Annotated in this window: 24 protein-coding genes and 3 tRNA genes; 22 read left to right on the forward strand and 5 right to left on the reverse strand. The window is 70.6% G+C overall.

Annotation, left to right across the window (positions count from 1 at the left end; all coding sequences use genetic code 11):
• Positions 1-265: 265 nt before the first annotated feature.
• The 3 genes from ACFFGY_RS19080 to ACFFGY_RS19090 all read right to left on the reverse strand — a co-directional run bounded on the left by ACFFGY_RS19080 (position 266) and on the right by ACFFGY_RS19090 (position 3,730).
• Complete coding sequence (locus ACFFGY_RS19080) at positions 266-2,128, reverse strand: ABC transporter ATP-binding protein/permease (RefSeq protein WP_377046119.1); 1,863 nt, start codon at positions 2,126-2,128, stop codon at positions 266-268.
• Positions 2,125-2,712 carry a hypothetical protein gene (locus tag ACFFGY_RS19085; protein ID WP_377046120.1) on the reverse strand — a complete coding sequence of 196 codons (588 nt, stop codon included), beginning with the start codon at positions 2,710-2,712 and terminating at the stop codon, positions 2,125-2,127. Before ACFFGY_RS19085 ends, ACFFGY_RS19080 begins: the two co-directional genes overlap by 4 nt.
• Before the next feature lie 298 nt (positions 2,713-3,010).
• A complete protein-coding gene (locus ACFFGY_RS19090) occupies positions 3,011-3,730 on the reverse strand; it encodes a response regulator (protein ID WP_377046121.1) in 720 nt (239 codons plus the stop codon).
• A gap of 65 nt (positions 3,731-3,795) precedes the next feature.
• On the opposite strand from ACFFGY_RS19090, the gene ACFFGY_RS19095 reads away from it, so the two are divergent.
• The 18 genes from ACFFGY_RS19095 to ACFFGY_RS19180 all read left to right on the forward strand — a co-directional run bounded on the left by ACFFGY_RS19095 (position 3,796) and on the right by ACFFGY_RS19180 (position 16,343).
• The gene (locus ACFFGY_RS19095) at positions 3,796-4,305 is read left to right on the forward strand and encodes a sigma-70 family RNA polymerase sigma factor (protein ID WP_377046122.1); all 510 of its coding nucleotides are present in this window, start codon (positions 3,796-3,798) and stop codon (positions 4,303-4,305) included.
• A gap of 131 nt (positions 4,306-4,436) precedes the next feature.
• Positions 4,437-5,069, forward strand: a complete 633-nt coding sequence (locus ACFFGY_RS19100) for a sigma-70 family RNA polymerase sigma factor (protein WP_377046123.1) — start codon at positions 4,437-4,439, stop codon at positions 5,067-5,069.
• A 6-nt stretch (positions 5,070-5,075) separates the two neighbouring features.
• Positions 5,076-5,282 (forward strand): NepR family anti-sigma factor, encoded by a 207-nt coding sequence (locus ACFFGY_RS19105; RefSeq protein WP_377046124.1) that lies wholly within the window; start codon positions 5,076-5,078, stop codon positions 5,280-5,282.
• A gap of 68 nt (positions 5,283-5,350) precedes the next feature.
• Complete coding sequence (locus ACFFGY_RS19110; RefSeq protein WP_377046125.1) at positions 5,351-7,015, forward strand: sensor histidine kinase; 1,665 nt, start codon at positions 5,351-5,353, stop codon at positions 7,013-7,015.
• A gap of 238 nt (positions 7,016-7,253) precedes the next feature.
• Entirely contained in the window at positions 7,254-7,523 is a 270-nt protein-coding gene (locus ACFFGY_RS19115; RefSeq protein ID WP_377046126.1) for a hypothetical protein, read from the forward strand.
• 3 nt (positions 7,524-7,526) lie between these two features.
• Positions 7,527-7,934 (forward strand): hypothetical protein, encoded by a 408-nt coding sequence (locus ACFFGY_RS19120; RefSeq protein WP_377046127.1) that lies wholly within the window; start codon positions 7,527-7,529, stop codon positions 7,932-7,934.
• Between the two features lie 78 nt (positions 7,935-8,012).
• The gene (locus ACFFGY_RS19125) at positions 8,013-8,720 is read left to right on the forward strand and encodes an RraA family protein (protein WP_377046128.1); all 708 of its coding nucleotides are present in this window, start codon (positions 8,013-8,015) and stop codon (positions 8,718-8,720) included.
• A 245-nt stretch (positions 8,721-8,965) separates the two neighbouring features.
• A complete protein-coding gene (ffh, locus tag ACFFGY_RS19130) occupies positions 8,966-10,354 on the forward strand; it encodes a signal recognition particle protein (protein WP_377046129.1) in 1,389 nt (462 codons plus the stop codon).
• 29 nt (positions 10,355-10,383) lie between these two features.
• On the forward strand, positions 10,384-10,719 hold the full coding sequence (gene rpsP / locus ACFFGY_RS19135; RefSeq protein ID WP_377046130.1) for a 30S ribosomal protein S16: 336 nt from the start codon (positions 10,384-10,386) through the stop codon (positions 10,717-10,719).
• A gap of 28 nt (positions 10,720-10,747) precedes the next feature.
• Positions 10,748-11,302, forward strand: a complete 555-nt coding sequence (rimM, locus tag ACFFGY_RS19140) for a ribosome maturation factor RimM (protein WP_377046131.1) — start codon at positions 10,748-10,750, stop codon at positions 11,300-11,302.
• Positions 11,299-12,039: a tRNA (guanosine(37)-N1)-methyltransferase TrmD gene (gene trmD, locus ACFFGY_RS19145; protein WP_377046132.1), complete on the forward strand. Its 741-nt coding sequence runs from the start codon at positions 11,299-11,301 to the stop codon at positions 12,037-12,039. Before rimM ends, trmD begins: the two co-directional genes overlap by 4 nt.
• 15 nt (positions 12,040-12,054) lie before the next feature.
• Positions 12,055-12,489, forward strand: a complete 435-nt coding sequence (rplS, locus tag ACFFGY_RS19150) for a 50S ribosomal protein L19 (RefSeq protein WP_377046133.1) — start codon at positions 12,055-12,057, stop codon at positions 12,487-12,489.
• 60 nt (positions 12,490-12,549) lie between these two features.
• A complete protein-coding gene (gene leuC / locus ACFFGY_RS19155) occupies positions 12,550-13,965 on the forward strand; it encodes a 3-isopropylmalate dehydratase large subunit (RefSeq protein WP_377046134.1) in 1,416 nt (471 codons plus the stop codon).
• Positions 13,965-14,591 (forward strand): 3-isopropylmalate dehydratase small subunit, encoded by a 627-nt coding sequence (gene leuD / locus ACFFGY_RS19160; RefSeq protein ID WP_377046135.1) that lies wholly within the window; start codon positions 13,965-13,967, stop codon positions 14,589-14,591. Before leuC ends, leuD begins: the two co-directional genes overlap by 1 nt.
• A 1-nt stretch (position 14,592) precedes the next feature.
• The gene (leuB, locus tag ACFFGY_RS19165; protein ID WP_377046136.1) at positions 14,593-15,708 is read left to right on the forward strand and encodes a 3-isopropylmalate dehydrogenase; all 1,116 of its coding nucleotides are present in this window, start codon (positions 14,593-14,595) and stop codon (positions 15,706-15,708) included.
• Positions 15,709-15,893: 185 nt separating this feature from the next.
• Positions 15,894-15,970, forward strand: a tRNA-Arg gene (locus ACFFGY_RS19170).
• A gap of 172 nt (positions 15,971-16,142) precedes the next feature.
• Positions 16,143-16,219, forward strand: a tRNA-Arg gene (locus ACFFGY_RS19175).
• Positions 16,220-16,267: 48 nt separating this feature from the next.
• A tRNA-Glu gene (locus ACFFGY_RS19180) sits at positions 16,268-16,343 on the forward strand.
• A gap of 187 nt (positions 16,344-16,530) precedes the next feature.
• On the opposite strand, the gene ACFFGY_RS19185 is transcribed toward ACFFGY_RS19180, so the two are convergent.
• Positions 16,531-16,872, reverse strand: coding sequence for a hypothetical protein (locus tag ACFFGY_RS19185; protein WP_377046137.1), 342 nt, complete (start codon positions 16,870-16,872; stop codon positions 16,531-16,533).
• Between the two features lie 642 nt (positions 16,873-17,514).
• Here ACFFGY_RS19185 and gloA point away from each other — a divergent pair.
• The 4 genes from gloA (at position 17,515) to ACFFGY_RS19205 (ending at position 21,564) form a co-directional block, all read left to right on the forward strand.
• Positions 17,515-17,910 (forward strand): lactoylglutathione lyase, encoded by a 396-nt coding sequence (gloA, locus tag ACFFGY_RS19190; protein WP_377046138.1) that lies wholly within the window; start codon positions 17,515-17,517, stop codon positions 17,908-17,910.
• Between the two features lie 23 nt (positions 17,911-17,933).
• Positions 17,934-19,349, forward strand: coding sequence for a YcjX family protein (locus tag ACFFGY_RS19195; protein ID WP_377046139.1), 1,416 nt, complete (start codon positions 17,934-17,936; stop codon positions 19,347-19,349).
• Positions 19,346-20,227 carry a DUF697 domain-containing protein gene (locus ACFFGY_RS19200; protein WP_377046140.1) on the forward strand — a complete coding sequence of 294 codons (882 nt, stop codon included), beginning with the start codon at positions 19,346-19,348 and terminating at the stop codon, positions 20,225-20,227. The genes ACFFGY_RS19195 and ACFFGY_RS19200 overlap by 4 nt, the downstream gene beginning before the upstream one ends.
• 107 nt (positions 20,228-20,334) lie before the next feature.
• A complete protein-coding gene (locus ACFFGY_RS19205) occupies positions 20,335-21,564 on the forward strand; it encodes a PQQ-dependent sugar dehydrogenase (RefSeq protein ID WP_377046141.1) in 1,230 nt (409 codons plus the stop codon).
• 94 nt (positions 21,565-21,658) lie between these two features.
• Here ACFFGY_RS19205 and gltX read toward each other — a convergent pair whose 3' ends face one another.
• Positions 21,659-23,041 (reverse strand): glutamate--tRNA ligase, encoded by a 1,383-nt coding sequence (gene gltX / locus ACFFGY_RS19210; RefSeq protein WP_377046142.1) that lies wholly within the window; start codon positions 23,039-23,041, stop codon positions 21,659-21,661.
• Between the last annotated feature and the right edge of the window lies 1 nt (position 23,042).

A 23,042-nucleotide genomic window follows, 5' to 3' on the forward strand; every position in this document is an offset into this window, starting at 1 on the left:
AACATGGACAGCCGGCCAGTACGCAACGACAAACACAGCTCGCGCTCGCGCGACACGCCCGCCCAGACCCAACCGGACAGAACAGGGCGAGCCATCCCACACCCGCCCGCACCAACTCTAAGGCTGTGTGCCCAGACGTTACCCGTAGATCGCCCGACAACAATCAGACCCATACGCGCCAGCACAGGACCATGGTGGGCTCTTGGAAGACAACGCAGGCTATGACCGCTGTTCGCTGGATTGAACCGCGCCTGCCCCCTCCCGACTACCCCTCCACAACCTCCGCCGACCGCTTCCCGTTTCGCAAGCGCGGCAGGCGATCCCGCATCCGCTTCAGCGTGATGGTCCGCTTGACCGGGAAGGTCAGCCTGGCGCCTTCCGAACTGCGTCGGAGGAACAGGATGCGGTCGTGGAACTTGTCCAGGCTGGGGCGGTGACCGATGGAGATCAGGGAATACTCCGGCAGTTCCGCCTCGAGCAGTTCCATCATCAGGTCCTGATTGGCCTCGTCGAGCGCCGACGTCGCCTCATCCATGAAGACCCATTTGGGCTTCTGCAGGATCAACCGCGCGAAGGCGAGGCGCTGCTGCTCGCCCAGGCTCAAGGTCTGGTCCCAGCGCTCCTGGTCGTCGAGGCGGTCGATCAGCTGCGGCAGGCCGACCTTCTGCAGCGCCACCACCACGGACTCACCCGACGCGATCCGCGAGTTGAACGGGTAGGCGAGGGCGGCGCGCAGGCTACCCAGCGGCAGGTAGGGACGCTGCGGCATGAACATGGTCGCGCTGGCCGGCGGCATGCGGATCTCGCCGCTTCCCCAGGGCCAGACACCGGCGAGCGCCCGGAACAACGTGCTCTTGCCGGTTCCGGACTCACCCTTGATCAGGACGCGCTCGCCCAGCCGGATCTCGGCCGTGGCCTCGTTGATCACCACGGAACCGTCCACCAGCGCCACCTGCACCTCGCGGAAGCTGAGCATCTGCGGCTCCTGCCCATCCTCCCTGGCGAGACTGCGCTGGATCAGCGACTGCCGCTCGCCAGAGGTCAGCTGGTCGATCCCCTTCAGCGCCTCGTTGAAAGTGAGGAGCCGCTCGACGCTCGATCGCCATTCCGCCAGACGGGGGAAGTTGTCGACGAACCAGTTCAGCGACGACTGCACCGACCCGAAAGCCGAGCCGATCTGCATCAGCCCGCCCAGCGTGATCGCGCCCGAAAAATAGGATGGCGCGGCGACGATGGTGGGGAAGACGTAGGTCAGCATCCCGTAGGCGCTGGTCAGCCACATCAGCCGACGCTGACTCTGCATCAGGTCGCGCACGGCCTCGGCCGTCTGGTCCAGCAGCACGCGGATGGAGCGCCGCTCATCCGGCTCGCCGCCGATCAGCGCGATGCTCTCGCTGTTCTCGCGCGCATGCACCAGGCCGAAGCGCAGGTCCGCCTCGCGGGTGGCGCGACGATAGTTCAGCGCCACCATCGGCTTGCCGACCATGTAGGTCAGCGCCGATCCGATCACCGCGTAGAGCAGCGCCGCCCAGACCATGTAGCCCGGGATCACCAGGTCGTGCCGGAACAGCGTGACGTAGAGCGGGCCGGAGATCGTCCAGAGGATGCCGATGAAGGCAACCAGCATCACCACGGCGTTGAGCAGCCCGGTCGCGAAATCCACCGCCATCTCGGTGCTCAGCCGCGCGTCCTCGGCGATGCGCTGATCGGGATTGTCGGTGCCGCCCGTCTTCTCGAGCTGGTAGTGCCGACCCTCGAACAGCCAGCGCGAGGTCAGGTTCATGGTCAGCCACTGCCGCCAGCGCAGCTGCACCAGCTGCTTGACGTAGAGCTGGTACACGGCCGTGATCATGGAGGCGACCGCCAGCGCCACGAACAGCGTCATCTGGTGGAAGAACTGCGCCTTGTCGCGATTTTCCAGCGCGTTGAAGAAGTCGCGGTTCCATAGGTTAAAGCGGATCTGGATGATGATCTGCAGGATGGTCAGCGCCACCAGCCCGGACACCAGCCAGCGTGCGCTCCGCTCCTGCCGGAAATATCCCCCCGCGAGCCTCAGGAAGCCCTGCAGCGCCCCGGTCTGAATCGCCGTCGTCGCGCCGTTGCTGCCGTTGCCGTTGTTGCCGCTCATGGCGTCTGCCCGGCGGGCAGCGGCTGCAGAGCCTGCGGGGTGTCGCCCAGCCGTTCGACGTCGATCGCGGTGCCCTTGTCGTTGCGCAGCCCGTGCCCGGCCGCGGCGACGTGCCGGCCGGCCGACAAACGGTCGCCCACGGCCTGCGCCACCGCGGGCGGCAGGCGCAGCACCGTGCCGTCGGCCAGGATCGCGCCCATGCTGACGCCCTGCGGCGTCAGCAGCGTTGCGGAAACCTCGCCCTCGACCTGCAACGCCTCCGTACCGGCGTGATAGCCGCCGATGCCCCAGCTCGGGCGTTCCACGAAGCGGGGAGGCGTCTCGGCGTTGGGCGCCCAGGCCAGCATGGTGATCACCGGCGCCTGACGCGCCCGGATGCCCCAGACCATGATGTCCTTGCCCACCGGCACGGCCGCCATCACGTCGGTGCCGACCGGATCGGGCAGGATCACCTGCGGTCCTTCACGGAACACCAGCCGGTCGATCTTGCCTTCCGGGTTGATCAGGTAGCGCTCCACCACCCCGGTGAAGGAGGGCAGCTGCGTCGGATCGAACCACAGCCGGCGGTCCTGATCCTGCGGCACGGCCAGCGTTCCGGTATCCTGCGCGTGAACGGGCAGGGCCACGGCCCCCAGCAGCAACGCCAGCGCGGCAGCGCTGCGAAGCCGCCACGGCGCCCAGGCGCGGCCATCCCGCCCGAACGGCGCGGGGCGCCCGGCGGAAGGCAAAACGCCCCCCGCCGGCCTTCCGGAGGGAGCCAGGTGGCTGAACGCGGTCATTCTTCTCGTGGCCTGACAATGGAAACACCCGTCGCGCCCCGTTCATGGAGCGCGAATCAGGCCTTTTTGGGGTGGTGCGTCCCGGCCGCTGGGCCGGAACGGCTCAGCCGGGAACCACGCCGCCCGTCACGGCCTGATAGGTGGCGATCGCCAGGGCGATCGGCTCGAAGGGCTTGCTGATGATGAAGGCCGGCTCCAGCCGCTCCGCCGTCAGCAGGCGCTCCGGATAGGCGGTCACGAAGATCACCGGGATCTTCTGCTCCTTCAGGATCTTCTCCACCGCCGAGATGCCGTCGCCACCAGGGCCGAGGTTCACGTCCGCCAGGATCAGCCCGGGGCGCAGCGTGCGCGCCATCTCCACCGCCTCGGCCTCGTCGGAGGCGAGGCCCACGACGTTGTGACCGCAGCCTTCCACCAGCTGGCGGATGTCCATGGCGATGATCGGCTCGTCCTCGATCACCAGCACCTCGGCCGCCGCCATCGAGCGCAGCGTGCCGCGCGCGGCGTCGAGCTCGCCCTGCGCTTCCTCAGCCCCCAGCCCCACCACCAGCGCGGCATCGCGCAGCGGCAGGTCCTCCAGCGCGGTCAGCAGCAGCAGCTGGCGGTGCCGCAGCCCCATGTCGCCGGCATCGGAGGCCTGCCGCGCCACCTGCGCCGTGACGCCGCCGTACAGCGCCAGGTGCGGCGGCAGGTCGGGCAGGGGAGACTGGAGCGCCGCGGCCACCAGGCGATCGCCGGCCTCTTGGCTTCCGGCCAGGGCGCGCGCATAGCGCCGCGCGTAGGGCAGCGCGCGCAGAAGCTCTCCCTGCGTGACAGCGTTCATGTTGCTACTCCCAATTCCAGGCGCCGGCGGAAAACCCCGCCGGGCGCCCCGCAGTGCAAAGACGGATGAACCAGGACAACGACCGCTTCCGACACGAACTGGCCAGTCTTCTTCCTGACCTGCGTGCCTTCAGCCGCTTTCTGGCCCGCGATCCCACGGCGGCCGACGACCTCGTTCAGGAGGCCTTAGTGCGGGCACTGCGCGCGGAATCGCAATGGCAACAGGGAACAAGCTTGCGTGCGTGGAGCTTCAGCATCCTCCGCAACACCTTCTACGAGGGGCGCCGGCGCGGCCGGGTGGAGCAGAGGGTGCTCGAAGCGGTCGCCCCGCGCGAAGAACAGGCCGAGGAAGCGCGCCAGCACGCCCGCATGGAAGTGCAGGGGCTGGACCATGCCCTGTCCTCCCTGCCGGCCGAGCAGCGCGAGGCGCTGGTCCTCGTGGGCGCCCTGGGCTTCTCCTATGAGGAGGGCGCCAAGGTCGCCAACGTGGCGGTGGGCACGCTCAAGGCCCGTGTGTCGCGGGCCCGGCGCAACCTGGCGAGCCGCTTCGGCGAGCAGGCGCCCCCGGAAGCGTGAGCGGGAGCAGCGGAAAAGAAAACTTTCCCTGCCCGCGATTTTTTTCCCGATCCGCGGCAACCGATTTTCGCGCCCGCTCATTGGTCAGGTGAAGCCCGGCCCCGCGCCGGCCGGAAAATCGGAGTGACCAGATGAGCCAGACCGAGACCATGCAGCCCGTCGCCGCCGATGTTGAGTTCAACTTCCACGACCTGCTGACCACCACGCTGCCCCGTCTGCGCGTCCAGGCCCTGGCACTGACCCGTAACCGTTCCGACGCCGACGACCTCGTTCAGGCTGCCGTGACCTCGGCCCTGGCGGCGCGGGACTCCTTTACCCCCGGCACCAACTTCGGCGCCTGGATGTTCCGCATCCTGCGCAACCGCTTCATCTCCGACATCCGCCGCAAGCGTGAGACGGCGGACCTCGACGACGTTCCGAGCAGCGCCTTCGCCCGCCCCGGCGCCCAGGAAGACAGCCTGGTGATGCGTGAGCTCCGCATCCACATGGCGCGCCTGCCGGCCGAGCAGCGCACCGCGCTGGTGATGGTGACGGTGCAGGGCATGTCCTACGAGGAAGTGGCCAAGGCCATGGACTGCGCCGTGGGCACCGCCAAGTGCCGCGTGTTCCGCGCCCGCCAGACCCTGCAGCGCTGGCTGACCGGCGAGGAGCACAGCATCGCCGACCAGAACAAGGCCCAGAAGGGCCGCGAAAAGGGCCGCAGCCTTCCGTCCCGCCGCGCGCCGCGCTCCGACGAGGCCGAGGGAGGCTGGGCAACCATCTAAGGGTTGATGCAGGACAAACCTTCCGACAAGGAGCGACCCGTGCCCCTCAGCGGCAAAGGGTCAGCCAAGGGAGCGCGCACGTCCAAGGACGCTCCCGACGCTGCCTTCGATCAGTGGCTACAGAACGGCTTGCACTCGATGTTCGATGACGTGACGAACGAACCGATTCCCGAGGCGCTTCTGCGCCTCATCGAGCAGGACCGGCAGAAGTGACGCCGACCCCCGCCCCGCCGCGAGGCGCGGGGCGGGTGGCAGGTTTCCTGGCAGGTATCCGGGGTCGCATGATCCTCCTGCTCCTCGCCGCTGGTGTTCCCGTTATCTTTCTCGCGATCTCCGACGCGGTTCAGCGCCGGCAGGCCGCCCTCGACGAGGGCGTCGCGGACCTGCGCGTGCGCCGGGCTGCCTTCGGCGCGCAGCTCGGCGCCACCTTCTCAGGGTTGGAGAGCCTCCTCCACTTCGCGCTGACCGACGAGGCCGCGGGCGCCTCGGCCGCCGAATGTTCGGCCCAGCTCCGGCGCCTGCTGGAAGATCAGGCCGGCCGCTTCGGCAACCTTTGGCGGCTGCGGGCCGACGGCGCGGTGCTCTGTTCCGCGCTTCCCGGGGCGCCGGCGACGGCACTTCCCGACATCCGGGCGAACGCGTCCCGCACCATCCGTGCCGAGCCCGCGCGCCTCGCCGCCGGCGCCCTCGTGCCGGCCTCCGCCGACGCGCCGGCCATGCTGCCCATCATCCTGGCCGGTCAGGGCGGCGCCATCGCCGGGACCCTGATCACCTCCTCGCTGCTGCCGGCCGATGCCCTTTCGGCCTCCGCCCAGCCCGTCTGGCTGGTCGACCCGGTGGGCAACAGCGTGATGCTGGCCGGCGCCCCGGCGGCGGCACCCCCGCCGCTCTCGCGCCAGGCCCTGTCCAGCGGCACGATCCAGACGGTGTCGACCGCCGAGGCCGGGTCGATGGCCTTCGGGGCCGTGCCGGTGGCCGCGGGTCTCACGGTGCTGGTGGGGCAGCCGGCGAGCAGCGCGCGCGACACCGCCTGGGGCACCCTGATCCGCCGCCTGGTGGAGCTGACGGTGTTTCTGCTGGCCTGCCTGATGCTGATCGTGATCGCCGTGGACGGCGCCATGGTCCGGCCGCTGCGCATGCTGGCCTCGCGGGTGAAGCGATGGACGCCGGGCAAGGCCTTCGAACCCTCCAGCCTGCGCGGTGCCCCGCGCGAGGTGACGGAGCTGGAAGCGGCCTTCGCTTCGGCCACCGAGGCGCTGGGCACGCGCGAGCAGGCGCTGCAATCCGCAGTGGAACACAGCGAGGCGATGATGGGCGAGATCCATCACCGCGTGAAGAACAACCTCCAGATCGTGTCCTCGCTGCTGAACCTCCAGGCGAACCGCATCGCCGATCCGGCGGCGCAGCAGGAATTCCGGGCGGCGCGCAACCGGGTGAGGGCGCTGGCGACCCTGCACCGCCACCTCTACCTCCAGCATTCCTTCGAGGCGATCGCCATCGCGCCCTTCCTGGAGGAGCTGGTGAACGGGCAGTTCACCTCGCAGGGCGAGGTTCCGGGCGAGCGTATCCAGCTGACGCTGGAGCTGGAGCCGGTGTCCATCTCGGCCGACCAGGCGGTCTCGGTCGCCCTTTTCACCACCGAGGCGGTGAGCAACGCCCTGTCGCACGCCTTTCCCGACGACCGCGACGGCGAGCTCTGGGTCAGCTTCTCCACGCAGGGGGAGGAGGCGGTGCTGGGCGTTCGCGACAACGGCATCGGCCTGACGGGCGGCGCGCGGCGCGGCCTCGGCCTGCAGTTCCTCGACAGCTTCGCCCGGCAGCTGGGCGGGCGCCTCGTGGCGGTGGAGCACGGCGCCGGAACCGCCTGGCAGGTCAGTTTTCCGCTGCGCAACAAGGCGGAACCGCCCCGGACCCGCGGTGAGCTGCAACGCCGCAGCGCCGCCTGAGCGGGATGTGCTGAGCCCTCCGGTGCTGACGTCCGGCCTTGGCGCCCGGAACGTGTGCCTCGCAGGACTTCGCTAACATCCGTCAAGCTCAGGCCGAGCCACCCCGAGGACGCGCCTCGCGCCCGGGCCGGGCGCGGAAAGCACACTCCGCGCGAGGCTGAAGATGGCGTGCGGTCGCCTCGAAACCGCCCCTGCGACGCGACGTTGCCGTTTCAGCCTTTGCAACAGGAATTGCTTGATGTCAGAGCAGGACAACACCCCCGGAACCTCGGGCGATGCCCGCGCGCAGATCGCCGAGCTGCGGGCCAAGGTGGAGCAGCTCCTGGCCGAGCGCAGCCAGGCCGTGAGCCGCAAGGCTGACCGCCTGGAAGCCTATGCCGGCGACGTGGCCGAGGCCGCGCAGTACCGCGTCGACGCCCTGTCGGACCGCATCCGGGAAAGGCCGCTCGGCACGCTGTTCCTGGTGGGCCTGACCGGCTTCATCCTCGCCCGCGTCCTGGGGCGCTGAGGCATGTTGCGCGCCCTTCGCCTCCTCGGCATGGCCGCCCAGGCCGAGAGCCAGCGGCTCAAGGTCAATGTCGGCAGCAAGATCAACGGCCTGCTCTACTGGGCGGTGGCCGGGGTCTTCGGCATCGCGGCCTTCGTGCTGCTCCATATCCTGATCTACAACGGCGTCTTCGTGTATTTCGGCCCGGTCGGCGCCGCCGGCATCCTGCTGCTGATCGACCTCGTGGTGGCGCTGGTCATGGCGCTGATCGCGATGCGCGGCGCCCACCCGCGGGCCGAGCTCGAAGCCCGCGCGATCCGCGACGTGGCGCTGTCCGGCGCGGCGGAAGAGCTGTTCCTGGGCGTGGCCAAGCGCAGCGCCCCGATGGCGCTGGCCGGCGGCGTGCTGATGACCCTGCTGCGCCGCCGCTGAGGCGCCCGAATACCGCGCGACGGGCGGGGCATTGCTGCTAGGCTCCGCCCCGCCCACGGCCCTTCCGGAGCCTGCCCGATGACCGACTTCCCCTTTACCGCCGACGACCTGGCCGCGCTGCGGCAATGGGATACGCCCACGATCTGCAACGCGCTGGAACTCGTGGTGCCGCACCGCCGCGGCTACGGCTTCACCATCCGCCCCTTCCTGACCGTGGACCCGACGCTGCGCCCGATCTGCGGCCTAGCGCGCACCGGCACCATCCGCGCCTCCGCGCCGTCCGGCCGCACGCGCGAGGTCGACCGCGCCGCGCGCCTGGGCTGGTACGACTACGTCGAGGCCGCGCCCATGCCGACCGTGGTGGTGCTGCACGACCTCGACGACACGCCCGGCACCGGCTCCTTCTGGGGGGAGGTCCACACCGCGGTCCACAAGGCGCTGGGCGCCCAGGGCGTGGTCACCAACGGCGCGACCCGCGACATCGACATGAGCGCGCCGGGCTTCCAGATGCTGGCCGGCATGGTCAGCCCCTCGCACGCCTACGTCCACATCGTGCAGTACGGGCAGGAGGTCTCGGTCCATGGCATGGCGGCGCACCACGAAGCGGTGGTGCATGCCGACCGCCACGGCGCGGTGGTGATTCCGCACGACGCCGTCACCAAGCTGCCGGCCGCCATCGACCAGTGCATCCGGCGCGAGGCGGTGATCCTAGAGTTCTGCCGCTCGCGCGAGTTCTCGGCCGCCGGGCTGAAGGACGTGCTGGCGCGGGCCGACGAGGTCCACTGAACCTCTGGCCGCCGGGTCTGCAGCTTCCTGGCGGCCGCATTCAGCCCAAGGCGGGGAGGGGCCGGAAATCCCGTCCCCACGGCCACACTTCCGTGCCGCTTGACCGCCCGCACCCCCCGCCGCTATAGCCCCCCGCAACTCGGGACTTGTCCCGTTCCATCTGTCGGCCGCCCAGGGTGGCCGGCACCGCCGCTCCGCGAAGGCTCGCGCAGCGGCGCGTATTGCGTTGGGGTGTTTCCGGCCGGATGTTCGAGGCGCTGTCAGGGCGATTGAGTGGGGTGTTCGACCGGCTTCGCCGGCGCGGCGCCCTCTCCGAGGCGGACGTCAACGAGGCGCTGCGCGAGGTCCGCGTGGCGCTGCTCGAGGCCGACGTGGCCCTGCCGGTGGCGCGCGACCTGATCAACAAGGTGCGCGAGCGCGCGGTGGGCGTGGAGATCATCCGCTCCGTCTCGCCGGCCCAGCAGGTCGTGAAGATCGTCAACGACGTTCTGGTCGAGGCGCTCGGTGGCGGCGAGGGCGACGACGGCCAGCGCGGCATCGACACCAACGCTCCGGCGCCCGTCGCGATCCTGATGGTGGGCCTCCAGGGCTCGGGCAAGACCACGACCTCGGGCAAGATCGCCCTGCGGCTGCGCACGCGTGACCGCAAGAAGGTGCTGCTGGCCTCGCTCGACGTGCACCGACCGGCGGCGCAGCTGCAGCTGGAAACCCTGGCCAAGCAGGCCGAGGTCGGCTCGCTGCCGATCATCGCCGGGCAGGGGCCGCTCGAGATCGCCGCCCGCGCGATGGAGACCGCGCGTCGCGAGCTCTACGACGTGGTGGTGCTCGACACCGCCGGCCGCCTCGCAATCGATGAGGCGCTGATGGCCGAGGTCGCCTCGGTCAAGACCATGGTCAAGCCGCACCAGACGCTGCTGGTGGTGGATGCCATGACCGGCCAGGACGCGGTGAACACCGCCCGGGCCTTCCAGGAGGTGGTCGGCGTCAACGGCATCGCCATGACCCGCGTGGACGGTGATGCCCGCGGCGGTGCGGCGCTGTCGATGCGCGCCGTCACCGGCGCCCCGATCCGCCTGCTGGGCGCGGGCGAGAAGCTCGACGCGCTGGAGGATTTCCACCCCGACCGCATCGCCGGCCGCATCCTCGGCATGGGCGACATCGTGTCGCTGGTCGAGCGCGCGTCGGAAACCATCGACCGCGACGAGGCCGAGAAGCTCGCGAACAAGATGTCCAAGGGTCAGTTCGACCTGGAGGACTACGCGAGCCAGCTCAAGCAGATCGGCAAGATGGGCTCGATCTCGGGCATTCTCGGCATGCTGCCCGGCATCGGCAAGATGAAGGCGCAGATCGAGAACGCCAACCTCGATCAGTCCATCCTGAAGCGCCAGGCCGCCATCATCAGCTCGATGACGGTAGCCGAGCGGCGCAAGCCCGAGATCCTGAAGGCCTCGCGCAAGCGGCGCATCGCGGCCGGTTCGGGAACCTCGGTGCAGGAGGTCAACCGGCTGCTCAAGCAGTTCGACGACATGTCCGCGATGATGAAGCGGATGAGCAAACTCGGCCAGAAGGGTCTGATGCGGGGGGGCGGACTGGCCTCCCTGCTTCCGGGCGCCGGCGGCCGACGCCCCTTTTAGTTCACTAGACTTAGAGAGAAGAGGTTCTCATGGGACTTAAGATCCGTCTCGCCCGCGCCGGTGCCAAGAAGCGCCCCTACTACCACATCGTGGTGGCCGACAGCCGCTCGCCGCGTGACGGCCGCTTCATCGAGAAGCTGGGCTCCTACAACCCGATGCTGCCGGCCGACCATGCCGAGCGCATCCGCCTGCAGGACGACCGCATCGCTCACTGGCTGAGCCAGGGCGCGCTGGCGACCGACCGCGTGGCGAAGTTCCTGGGCCATGCCGGCCTGGCGCCGATGCCGCAGTACCGCGACCAGCCCAAGCAGTCCGCGCCGAAGAAGAAGGCGCAGGAGCGCGCCGCGGCCGCCGCGAACGGCTGAGGCAGCTTAGGGCAGCGACACGGCAGCGATGGACGCCAAGCGTATCCTGGTGGGTGAGATCGGCCGGCCTCACGGCGTGAAGGGGCTGGTCAAGCTGCGCTCCTTCACCGAGGAGCCGGACGCGATCAGCCGCTACGGCACCCTGACGGACGAGAGCGGCACCCGCTCCTTCGCCGTCGAGGTGCTGCCGGGCGGGCTTGCCCGGCTGCGCGGCGTGGCCGACCGGGATGCCGCGGCGAAGCTCACGGGCATGCGGCTTTACGTCGCGCGCGACGCTCTTCCGGCGACGGAGGAGGACGAGTTCTACCTTTCCGACCTGATCGGCCTGCTGGCCGTGACGGAGGACGGGGCGGAGTTCGGCCGCGTCATGTCGGTGGACGACTTCGGCGGTGGCGCCTTCGTCACGGTGCGCGACAAGGCGGGGCGGGATCGCGAGATCCCCTTCACCAGGGCCTGCGTCCCGGTGATCGACGCCAAGGCTGGCCGCTGCACCGTGGTGCCGCCGGATGAGGTCGTGGTGCCGCCACCGGAAGGCGACGGTGTGGATGAGGGCGCGGACGAAGGGCAGGGGAGCGCGGCATGAGCTGGCGCGCCACTGTCCTGACCCTGTTTCCCGAGATGTTCCCGGGCTCGCTCGGGATGTCGCTGGCGGGTCGTGCGCTGGAGCGTGGCGACTGGAGCCTGGAGGCGCGGCAGATCCGCGACTTCGGCACCGGGCGCCATCGCAACGTGGACGACACGCCCTTCGGGGGCGGGGCCGGCATGGTGATGCGGCCCGACGTGGTGGACGCGGCGATCGAGGCGGCGATGCAGGGGGGCGACGATCGGCCGCTCCTCTACATGACGCCGCGCGGCCGTCCGCTGCAGCAAGCGTTGGTGCGCGACCTGGCCTCCGGGCCCGGCGCCGTCATCCTTTGCGGCCGCTACGAGGGGCTGGACCAGCGCGTCATCGAGGCGCGCAACATGGTCGAGGTGTCGGTGGGCGACTACGTGCTGTCGGGCGGTGAGCCCGCGGCGCTGGTCCTCCTCGACGCCTGCGTCCGCCTCCTCCCCGGCGTCATGGGGGCGAGCGAGAGCGGCGAGGAGGAATCCTTCTCTCCCAATGGGGGTGGCACCCTGCTCGAATACCCGCACTACACCCGCCCCGCCGAGTGGAACGGCCGGCGCGTCCCCGACGTGCTGCTGTCCGGCCACCATGCCGAGGTTGCGCGCTGGCGCGCTGCCCAGTCGGCGGCCGCGACGCAAGAGCGCCGCCCCGACCTTTGGGCAAAGCAGACAGGATTTGCGGCAGCGGCCCACGCTGCCCACGTAGAGATTTAGGAAGGACCACTTTCGATGAACCTGCTTCAGCAGTTCGATGCGGACCAGAAGGCCCGCCTGAGCGCCAACCGCACCACCCCGGACTTCGATCCGGGCGACACCGTCCGCGTGATGGTGAAGGTGGTCGAGGGCGAGCGCACCCGCACCCAGGCCTACGAGGGCGTCGTGATCGCGCGCTCCAACAAGGGCCTGCACAGCAACTTCACCGTGCGCAAGCTGAGCTACGGTGAGGGCGTGGAGCGCGTGTTCCCGCTGTACTCGCCCAACGTGGCCGAGATCGTGGTGGTCCGCCGCGGCAAGGTGCGTCGCGCCAAGCTGTACTACCTGCGCGGCCGCACCGGTAAGTCGGCCCGCATCGCCGAGCGCATCATGCCGCGCGGCGACGCCGCCAAGCCTGCCGCCGCCGCCCCGGCGCAGGACACCGCCCCGGCGGAGGCCGATCAGGCCTGACGCCGAGCAAGGCCCGCGCCGGAAACGGTGCGGGCCTTTTCTACCTCTGGAGGACGCATAATGTCGGCCACGAAGCCGCGCACGCTGTTTGACAAGATCTGGGACGCGCACGTCGTCGAAACCCTGCCCGACGGCACCTCGCTTCTCTACATCGACCGTCACCTCACGCACGAGGTCACCAGCCCGCAGGCTTACGAGGGTCTTCGCCTTTCCGGCCGCAAGGTCCGTCGCCCCGACGCGACGATCGCGGTGGTGGACCACAACGTGCCGACCGACGCCACGCGCTTCACCGGCGTGAACGAGGCCGAGAGCGCGCTGCAGATCGCCACGCTGGAAAAGAACGTCAAGGAATTCGGCGTCCCTTACATCCCGCTGAACGACAAGCGGCAGGGGATCGTCCACATCATCGGGCCTGAGCTGGGCCTCAGCCTGCCCGGCATGACCATCGTGTGCGGCGACAGCCACACCTCGACGCACGGCGCCATGGGCTCGCTGGCCTTCGGCATCGGCACCTCCGAGGTCGAGCACGTCCTGGCCACCCAGACGCTGCTGCAGAAGCCCGCGAAGAACATGCGCATCACCGTGGACGGCGTGCTGGGCCGCGGCGTCACCGCCAAGGACGTGATGCTGGCCATCATCGGCAAGATCGGCACCGCCGGCGGCACCGGCTACGTGGTCGAGTACGCCGGCGAGGTCATCCGCGCCCTCGACATGGCCGGGCGCATGACGATCTGCAACATGAGCATCGAGGCCGGTGCCCGCGCCGGCATGGTGGCGCCCGACGACACCACCTTCGCCTACGTCGCCGAGCGTCCGATGGCGCCCAAGGGCGAGGCGCTGGAGCGCGCGATCGAGTACTGGCGCACGCTGCCCTCCGACCCGGACGCGGTGTTCGACGCGGAAGTGTACCTCCATGCCGACGACATCGCGCCGCAGGTCACCTGGGGCACCTCGCCGGAAACCGTGGTGCCGGTGACCGGCCGCGTGCCCGACCCGGCGGCCGAGCCGGACGAGGCCAAGCGCGCCCAGATCCAGCGCATGCTGGACTACATGGACCTCCAGCCCAACACCCCTATCGCCGAGGTCAAGATCGACGCGGTGTTCCTGGGCTCCTGCACCAACGGCCGCATCGAGGACATCCGCGCCGCGGCCGCGATCCTGAAGGGCCGCAAGATCGCCCCGGGCGTGCGCGCCATGGCCGTGCCGGGCTCCGGCCTGGTCAAGGAGCAGGCGGAGGCCGAGGGTCTGGACAAGATCCTGATCGAGGCCGGGTTCGAGTGGCGAGAGGCGGGCTGCTCCATGTGCCTGGGCATGAACCCGGACAAGCTCAAGCCCGGCGAGCGCTGCGCCAGCACCTCCAACCGCAACTTCGAAGGCCGTCAGGGTCCGGGCGGGCGCACGCACCTGCTCAGCCCCGCCATGGCCGCCGCGGCGGCGGTGACCGGGCACCTGGTCGACGTGCGGGAGATCAACTGATGCAGCCCTTCACCACGCTGACCGGCATCGCGGCGCCGCTGCCGATGGCCAATGTCGACACCGACAAGATCATCCCGGCGCGCTTCCTCAAGACCATCGCGCGGACGGGGCTGGGCAAGGACGTCTTCGCCAACCTGCGCTACCAGGCCGACGGCAGCGAGAACCCGGACTTCGTTCTCAACCAGGATCCCTACCGCAAGGCGGAGATCCTGATCGCCTACGAGAACTTCGGCTGCGGCTCCTCGCGTGAGCACGCGCCCTGGGCGCTGCTCGACTTCGGCATCCGCTGCGTGATCGCGCCGGACTTCGCCGACATCTTCCACAACAACTGCTTCAAGAACGGCATCCTCCCCGTGCGCCTGCCGCACGAGGTCTGCACGAAGCTGATGGAAGACGCCCGCATGGGCGGCAACGCCCGCCTTTCGGTGGACCTTGCCCGGCAGGTCGTGGTGCGCCCGGACGGGGAGGAGATCCCCTTCCAGGTCGATCCGCTGCGCCGGCACCTGCTGCTCAACGGACTTGATGACATCGGCCAGACCATGGCGCACGCTCCGGCGATCGACAGCTTCGAGGAGAAGCGCCGCGCCACCCAGCCCTGGATGACGGGTACGGAGGTCAACGCCTGAGATGAGCAGCAACAGCAAGAAGCTCCTGGTCCTGCCCGGCGACGGCGTGGGGCCCGAGGTTGTGCATGAGGTCCGCCGCGTCATCGACTGGATGAACCGCCGCGGCCTGGCTTCCTTCGAGGTCGAGGAAGGGCTGGTCGGCGGCGCCGCGATCGACGCCGAGGGCACGCCCTGCTCCGACGACACGGTGGCGCGCGCCAGGGCGGCGGACGCGGTGCTGTTCGGCTCGGTGGGCGGCCCGAAGTGGGACGGGTTGCCCTTCGAGCAGCGGCCGGAGCTGGGCATCCTGCGCCTGCGGCAGGAACTCGGCCTCTTCGCCAACCTGCGTCCGGCCACCGTGCTGGCGCCGCTGGCCAGCGCCTCGTCGCTGAAGGCCGAGATCGTCAGCGGCCTCGACATCATGATCGTGCGCGAGACCACCGGCGGCATCTATTTCGGGGAGCCGCGCGGTGTCGAGACCATGGCGGACGGCAAGCGCCGCGGCATCGACACCGAGGTCTATACCGAGGACGAGATCGCCCGCGTCGCCCGCGTGGGCTTCGAGCTGGCGCGCAGCCGCAACAACCGCCTGACCAGCATCGACAAGGCCAACGTGATGCAGTCCGGCCGCCTCTGGCGCGCCGTGGTGGGGGAGGTCGGCAAGGCCGAGTTCCCCGATGTCGAGCTCAGCAACATGTACGCCGACAACTGCGCCATGCAGCTGGCCTCCAACCCCCGCCAGTTCGACGTGATCCTGGCGGGCAACCTGTTCGGCGACGTGTTGTCGGACCTGGCGGCGGCGCTCACCGGCTCGCTCGGCATGCTGCCCTCGGCCACGCTGGGCGCGCCCGACGCCTCGGGCAAGCGCCACGCCCTGTACGAGCCCATCCACGGCTCTGCCCCCGACATCGCGGGCAAGGGCGTCGCCAATCCCTGCGCCCAGATGCTGAGCTTCGCGATGCTGCTGCGCTGGAGCTTCGGCATGGAAGGGGATGCCCGGCGCATCGAGACGGCGGTGAACAACGTCCTGTCGGGCGGGCTGCGCACGGCCGACATCATGTCGCCCGGTACGGCGCGCGTCGGCACCTCGGTGATGGGCGACGCGATCCTGCGCGAGCTCGAGAAGCTCGCCGCCTGAGGCTGCCGGAAGGACCGCCGAAGGGGTCGCCGGAACATCCGGCACGGCCCTGAACGACCGACCTGCCGCGAGGCGCCGCGATGCAACGTGGCGCCTCGAAGCATCCGCCCGGGACGGATGCAGTAAAAACCCGCGAGGGGCCTTGCGTTCCCGGGGAGCCCCGGCTATCAGGCCGCCACTGGTCAGCGCCCGTAGCTCAGCTGGATAGAGCACCAGACTACGAATCTGGGGGTCAGAGGTTCGAATCCTTTCGGGCGCGCCAGTTTCTCCTTTCCCGACATCGCCATCTTCTTCCAGCCTGCTCCTCCGCAGGTCGCGGAGACTTGCGCGCCGTCCCGGCGTGCGATGATGGGGCAGGCGGAACGATCGGAGAAAAATCCTCCAGCCACGTTGCAAGCCGCGGCCGGGTCGGATATCAGGCCCCTCATTGGCAAGCGCCCGTAGCTCAGCTGGATAGAGCACCAGACTACGAATCTGGGGGTCAGAGGTTCGAATCCTTTCGGGCGCGCCAATCAACTTCCGCTCGCTGCGACCTGTCGCGGAAAGCGGCACAGGCCTTGTCCCGTTCGTCTAGAGGCCTAGGACACCGCCCTTTCACGGCGGCGACACGGGTTCGAATCCCGTACGGGACGCCATCTCCCTCGTACTGCCCTGGTGCACGGAGCGGCATCCGCCCGGCCCAGGATTATCCCCTGATCCGACGGTGCCCAACCGCCCACTGAGCACGCGGAGGTTCCGCGGCATCGCTGCGCGGGCATAAGACGCATCGCCGATGTTCGGAACGGCCTTGGGCCGCCGAGGCTCAGGCTGCGTGAGGCGGCCTCAGTCGAGGCGGAACATGCCCCGTGACCCGCGCATCCTGATAAGGATGGTGCCCGGCTTCCCGGCCAGTTCCGGCGGAAGCAGGACCGGGCTGCATTTGGGCTCTAGGAAGGTGGTGCGCGCGAGGTCGAAGACGGCGCGCGTCCTCGGATCGAGAGGTGGCCCGCCCCGTGCCGCCTCCACGCTCGTGATCATGCCGTCCCGATCATAGGAGAGCAGCAGGAAGAAGGTGCCGGCTGGCCCGGTCGCCAGTTCGGGCGGGGCGCGGTGCCTCTTCAGGCAGCCCTCTCTCAGAGCCGGCTTGGGCGGCGTCTGGGAATACGCGCCCGCCGCGGTGCTCATCAGCGCGGCCAGAACCAGAAGAGCGGTGCATCGCACGGTCGTGTCTCCAGGGCGCCGCAGCCGGACGAGGGCACGGTGGCGGACGGCACGAGTCGCTGCCGGCCGGGGCTGCTTGCCAGCCTGGCCCGGGTCGGGCGTTTCCGCCATGGCAGCGGCTGTGCGGAGCGGGATGGAAGCACTTCCTGCGCCTCGGCATCCTTCAGGGCTCCAGCGCCTCGATCGGCCCTGCCCGCCGCCCGCGGCGACCTTCCTGCTTACGGAGCGCGGTTCCTTTCTGAAACACTCCTCAGGTCAGCACCCGAATCATGCTCGGCAGCGGCGGTGCCGCCCCCTCCCTGTGACAATGCCCTCGGACCCGCCCGCTCGCCACGAACGTCGCGCCGGGGCTGCTGGTGTCCGGAGCACGGCTCTCGGCCGGGTGCCTGCGGGTGAGGAAGTAAGATAGTAAGATGGTAAGATAGTAAGGCAGTCCGCCCCCGCTTGGTGCCGGCCCCGCGCGCCGGAGCGGCCCTCGGACCGGCGCCGCCTGCGTCACAATCACGCTTCCCGCCGCGCCGCCCCTTGCCTGGTTTCCGGCGCCGCGCCAGCTAGACAGCCGATCGTCCGGCACCGCCGGACACTCGTCGAGAAGGATTGTTCCGCATGGCTGGCCGCTTCCTCCACACCATGATCCGCGTCGGCGACCTCGACCGCTCCGTCGCCTTCTACACCAAGCTCCTCGGCATGAAGGAGCTGCGCCGCAACGACGTGCCCGCCGGCGAGTACACGCTGGTCTTCCTGGGCTACGGCGAGGGCAACAAGGACAATGGCGGCGAGATCGAGCTGACCTACAACTACGGGGTCAAGTCCTACGAGCTCGGCAACGCCTTCGGCCACCTGGCGGTGGGCGTGCCCGACGTGGCCGCGGCCTGCGAGCTGGTGCGCAACGGCGGCGGCAAGGTGACGCGCGAGGCCGGGCCGGTGAAGCACGGCACCACGATCATCGCCTTCGTCGAGGACCCCGACGGCTACAAGATCGAGCTGATCGAGCGCGCCTGAGCCGCGCTGGGGCCGAAGCGGCGGTGAGCACGCTCGTCTCCGTCGCCGAGGCGCCCTTCCGGCTGATGCGCGACGTCCTGGCGGGTGCCGAGGACGCGGCGCTGGCGGTCGCGGGGCGGGAGCGTATCCGCCTCGCCGTCACCGGCCTGTCGCGGGCCGGCAAGACGGTGTTCATCACCTCGCTCGTGGCCAACCTCCTGGCCGCGGGCGGCAAGGCGCGGACGCTGCCGCTGCTGAGCGAGGCCACCGCCGGGCGCCTCGTGGATGTCCGGCTGGTGCCGGCGGATGTGGAAACCACGCCGCGCTTCGACGCCCTGGGCCACCTGCAGTCGCTCGCCGCCGATCCGGCCGAATGGCCCGCCCGCACCGAGGACCTCGCCACGCTGTCGCTGCAGCTGACGCTGCGCCGGCGCGACCTTTGGGGCCAGGTGCTGCCGGACCGGCAGGTGACGCTGGAACTGCTGGACTATCCCGGCGAATGGCTGCTGGACCTGCCGATGCTGGGCGGCGACTACGCCGGCTGGTCCGCCGCCACGCTGCGCCGCCTGCGCGCGATCGACGCGGAGCCGGTGGCCGAGTTCCTCCGCTTCGCCGAGGCGTTGCCGCCGGCCTCGCCGGGTGACGAGGCGCTGGTGCGGCGCGGCTGGACCCTGTACCGCGACGCGCTGCGCCATTGCCGCGACGCGCTGGGCCTGCGCTTCCTGCAGCCCGGGCGGGTGCTCAACCCCGGGCCGCGCGGCGAGATGCCGCTGCTGTGGTTCTTTCCCACACCGCCCGTGGCCGAGGGCGGGGCACTGTTCGTGCTGATGGAGCGTCGCCACGACGCCTACCTCGCGGACCAGCGCGACACCTTCTTCACGCCCGTGTTCAACCGCTTCGACCGGCAGGTGGTGCTGGTGGACGTCTTAGGCGCCCTCCATGCCGGGGAGCGCGCCTTCGACGACACCGCCGAGGCGCTGGGCAGCATCGCCGCCAGCCTGCGCTACGGCAGTTCCTGGCTGGACCGGTTCACCCGGCGCGGCGTGTCGCGCGTGGCCTTCGCCGCCACCAAGGCCGACCACGTTCCCGACGCGTCGCGCCCCGCCCTGCGCTCGCTGCTGGAGGATCTTCTGGGCGAGAGCCGCACGCGCATCATGGGCGGCGGCGCCGAGCTGTCGGTGCACGAGATCGCCGCGATCCGCTGCACCGAGGACACCGTGGTGCAGCGCGACGGGCGCACCGTGCCGGCGGTGCGCGGCGTCATGCTCGACAGCGGGCGTTGGGCCAGGATCGACCCCGGCACCGTGCCGGCGACCCGCCCGGGCCCCGGCTACTGGCGGCTGCCCTACTTCGCCATGCCGGTCTTCCAGCCGCCGCGCCTGGCGGCCGAAGGCTTGTCGGGCGTGCCGCACCTGGGCCTGGACGGGCTGCTCAACGCCCTGATCGGAGACCTGTTGTGACCCTTAAGGATGGGCCCAGGATCATCCTGGAGGAAGAGCGGCCGCCGGTGGCGGGAGAGCGGGTGGACCTCGGCTGGGAACAGGCCGTTGTTCCGATCGAGCCCAGCCCGAGGATCGGCTGGTCCTCGGTCGGCCTCGTGACCGCGGGCATCGCCTGCCTCGTGTTGGGCTTCGCGCTGATCGATGCGGTGGGCTTCGTGCTGGCGCAGTTCCGCGAAGGCTGGTTCTCCGGCGGCGTTACCCTGCTGGTGGCGGTGCTGGGCTTCGGGCTGATCCTCGGGGGCGTGGCGCGGGAACTCCGCTCGCTGGCAGCGCTGCGGGCGGTGGATCGCTGCCGCCTCGCGATCGTGGCGGGCGACACCGAGACGGCCCGCGCCGAGGCCGTGGCCTGGGCCGCCCGCGTCCCAGCCGCCATTCCCATCCGCGCCGAGCTCCGCGCCGCCCCCGACGCCGCCACGGTCCGCGCTCTGTTGGAGGGCGGGCCGCTGCGCCAGCTGGACAGCCAGGCCACGACGCTGGGCCGCAACGCCGCCATCCAGGCCTTCGCCGCCACCGCCATCAGTCCGTCGCCTGCCTGGGATGCGCTGGTCTTCGGCTGGCGCGCGGTGCGGCTGGTGCGCCAGGTGGCGGAGCTGCACGGGTTGCGCCCGGGCGTCGCGGCCACGGTGTCGCTGCTCCGCCGCAGCGCGCTGTCCGCCGTCGCGGTGGCCGCCACCAACGTCCTGGCCGATGCCGCGACGCGGGCCGTGGTGTCGAACCCGCTGATCGAGAAGCTGGCGGGCGAGGCCGCGACCGGCGCCGTGGCCGCGCGCCGGATGCTGGCGCTGGCGCGCGCCACCGCCATCGCCTGCCGGATCGTGCCGCCGCCGGGGCGATGAACGCCCGGCTGGCGGGCAAGGGCCGGGGCGCGGCAGGATGAAGCCCCTGCGACCTCAGGGCGCATGGGGCCGGGCAGGGCGCCGGGATGCGCCGGAAGGAGACGCACATGGCACGACGTCGCGACGTGATCCTCGGCCTGGCGGGCGGCCTCGCCACCGGACGGGCGCTGGCCCAGAGCGGGCCGGGTGATCTCCCCGGCATGGGCCCGCAGCCCGAGCTCCCGCCGCCCAACACGACTCACCGGGTGGTGAACCGCTCCCATGGCGGCGGCTGGCCGCGCGGACGGGTGCCGAAGGCACCGCCGGGCTTCACGGTAACCGCCTTCGCCGAGGGGCTGGACAATCCGCGCTGGGTGACCCCGCTGCCGGGCGGCGACGTGCTGGTGGCCGAGGCCCCGGCCGCCAACCGCGTGTCGCTGCTGCGTGCGCCGGGGCCCGACGGTCGGTCGCGCGGGCGCGTGACGATCCTCGAAGGGCTCAACCGGCCCTTTGGCATGGCACTGATGGGGCGGACGCTGTTCGTGGCCGATACCGATGCGCTGCTGCGTTTTCCCTGGAACGACGGCAACCGGATCACCGCGCGGGGCGAGACGCTGCTGCGGCTGCCGGCCGGCGGCTACAACAACCACTGGACCCGCAACATCCTCCCCGCGCGCGACGGGCGGTCGCTGTTCCTGACCGTGGGCTCGGGCAGCAACGCGGCCGAGCACGGGCTCGACAACGAGATCCGCCGCGCCAACATCCTCCATGTCGGGCTCGACGGTTCGGGCGAGCAGATCTTCGCCGCCGGCCTGCGCAACCCCGTCGGCCTGGACTGGGAACCCTCCAGCGGCGCGCTCTGGACCGTGGTGAACGAGCGCGACAACATCGGCGACGACCTGGTGCCGGATTACCTCACGCGGGTGCAGGAGGGCGGCTTCTACGGCTGGCCTTTCAGCTACTTCGGCCAGAACCCCGACCCACGCCTTCAGGGGCAAAGGCCCGACCTCGTGGCCCGGGCCATCGTGCCGGACTACGCGCTGGGGCCGCACACCGCCTCGCTCGGGCTGGCCTTCAGCACCGGGCGGCTGTTCCCCGATGCTTATCGCGGCGGCGCCTTTATCGGCCAGCGCGGCTCCTGGAACCGCTCCGCCTTCAGCGGCTACCGCGTGCTCTACCTGCCGTTCCGCGATAGCCGGCCCGCCGGCATGGCGCAGGACTTCCTGACCGGCTTCATGGCCGATCCCGAAACGGGGCAGACCTACGGTCGGCCGGTGGGCGTCGCGGTGGATGCCGCCGGCGCCCTGCTGGTGGCAGACGACGTGAGCGACACGGTCTGGCGGGTGACGCCCACCTGAAACGGCCACCCGCCTGACGGCCCCGCCGACCTGAGACCGGCGCCAACCTGCCGTCACCCGCCCCGCCGGGGGACAGCCCCCGGCGTTCGGCAGTTCAGGCCGAGGCGAGGCGGTTCAGGCTTTCCTCGCGCCCCAGCGCCAGCAGCACCGAGTCGATCGGCGGCGACTGGGTGCTGCCGGTGAGCGCCGCGCGCAGCGGCTGGGCGATCATCCCGAGCTTCACGCCCAGTTCCTCCGCCACCTGGCGCAGCAGTGCGTCCAGCGCCGCCTTGTCCCAGTCCACCGTCCGCAGCCCTTCCGCCACTCGGTTGAGACGCTCGCGCGCCTCCGGGGTCAGCTGCGCCGCGGCCTTGGCATCCAGCGGCGGCCGGGCCAGCACGAAGCCGGCGCTGTCGGCCATTTCCTCCAGCGTGCGGGCGCGCGGCTGCAGATCGGGGATCAGCACGCGGATCCGGCGCTCGCCCTCGGCGTCCACGGCGGTGCCGCGGTTGCGCAGGCGGCTCAGCACTTCCTCGGCCAACCGTGCCGGATCGGCCTCGCGGATATAGATGCCGTTGAGGTGCGACAGCTTGGCGTAGTCCATTCGGCTGGCGGCACGGCCGACATCGTGCAGCTCGAACAGCTCGATGGCGCGCTCGCGCGACACCACCTCCTCGTCGCCGTGGCCCCAGCCGAGGCGCAGGAGGTAGTTGCACACGGCCTCCGGCAGCAGCCCCTGGTCGCGGAACTCCAGCGCGCCCACCGCGCCGTGGCGCTTGCTCAGCTTGGCGCCGTCCGCGCCGTGGATCAGCGGAACATGGGCGAAGCGCGGACGCTCCCACCCCATGGCGTCGTAGACCATGCACTGGCGGAAGGTGTTGGTCAGGTGATCGTCGCCGCGGATGACGTGGGTGATGCCCATGTCGTGGTCGTCCACCACCACCGCGTGGAGGTAGGTCGGCGTGCCGTCCGAGCGCAGGATGATCATGTCGTCGAGCTCGGTGTCGGCCACCCGGACCTCGCCCTGCACGAGGTCGTCCACCACCGTCTCGCCGCCGCGTGGCGCCTTGATGCGGATCGCGCCCGGCACGCCCGGCGGCGCCTCGCTCGGGTCGCGGTCGCGCCAGCGGCCGTCGTAGCGCGGCGGGCGGCCTTCCTTCATCGCCAGCTCGCGCATCGCGGCCAGTTCCTCGGCCGTGTCGAAGGCGAGGTAGGCCTTGCCCTCCGCCAGCAGCTGCCGGGCGACCTCGGCGTGGCGCGCCTCGCGGGTGGACTGCATCACCGGCGGCTCGTCGGGCGAGAGGCCCAGCCAGGCCAGGCTTTCCTCGATCTGCCGCACCGCTTCCGGGGTGGAGCGCGCCTTGTCGGTGTCCTCGATGCGCAGGAGGTACTGGCCGCCGTTGTGCCGGGCAAAAAGGTAGTTGAACAGCGCCGTCCGCGCCCCGCCAATATGGAGGTAGCCGGTGGGCGAGGGGGCGAAACGGGTGCGTACGGTCATG

The sequence above is a fragment of the Roseomonas elaeocarpi genome (assembly GCF_042433915.1).
In the GTDB taxonomy this organism is placed as follows: domain Bacteria; phylum Pseudomonadota; class Alphaproteobacteria; order Acetobacterales; family Acetobacteraceae; genus Roseomonas; species Roseomonas elaeocarpi.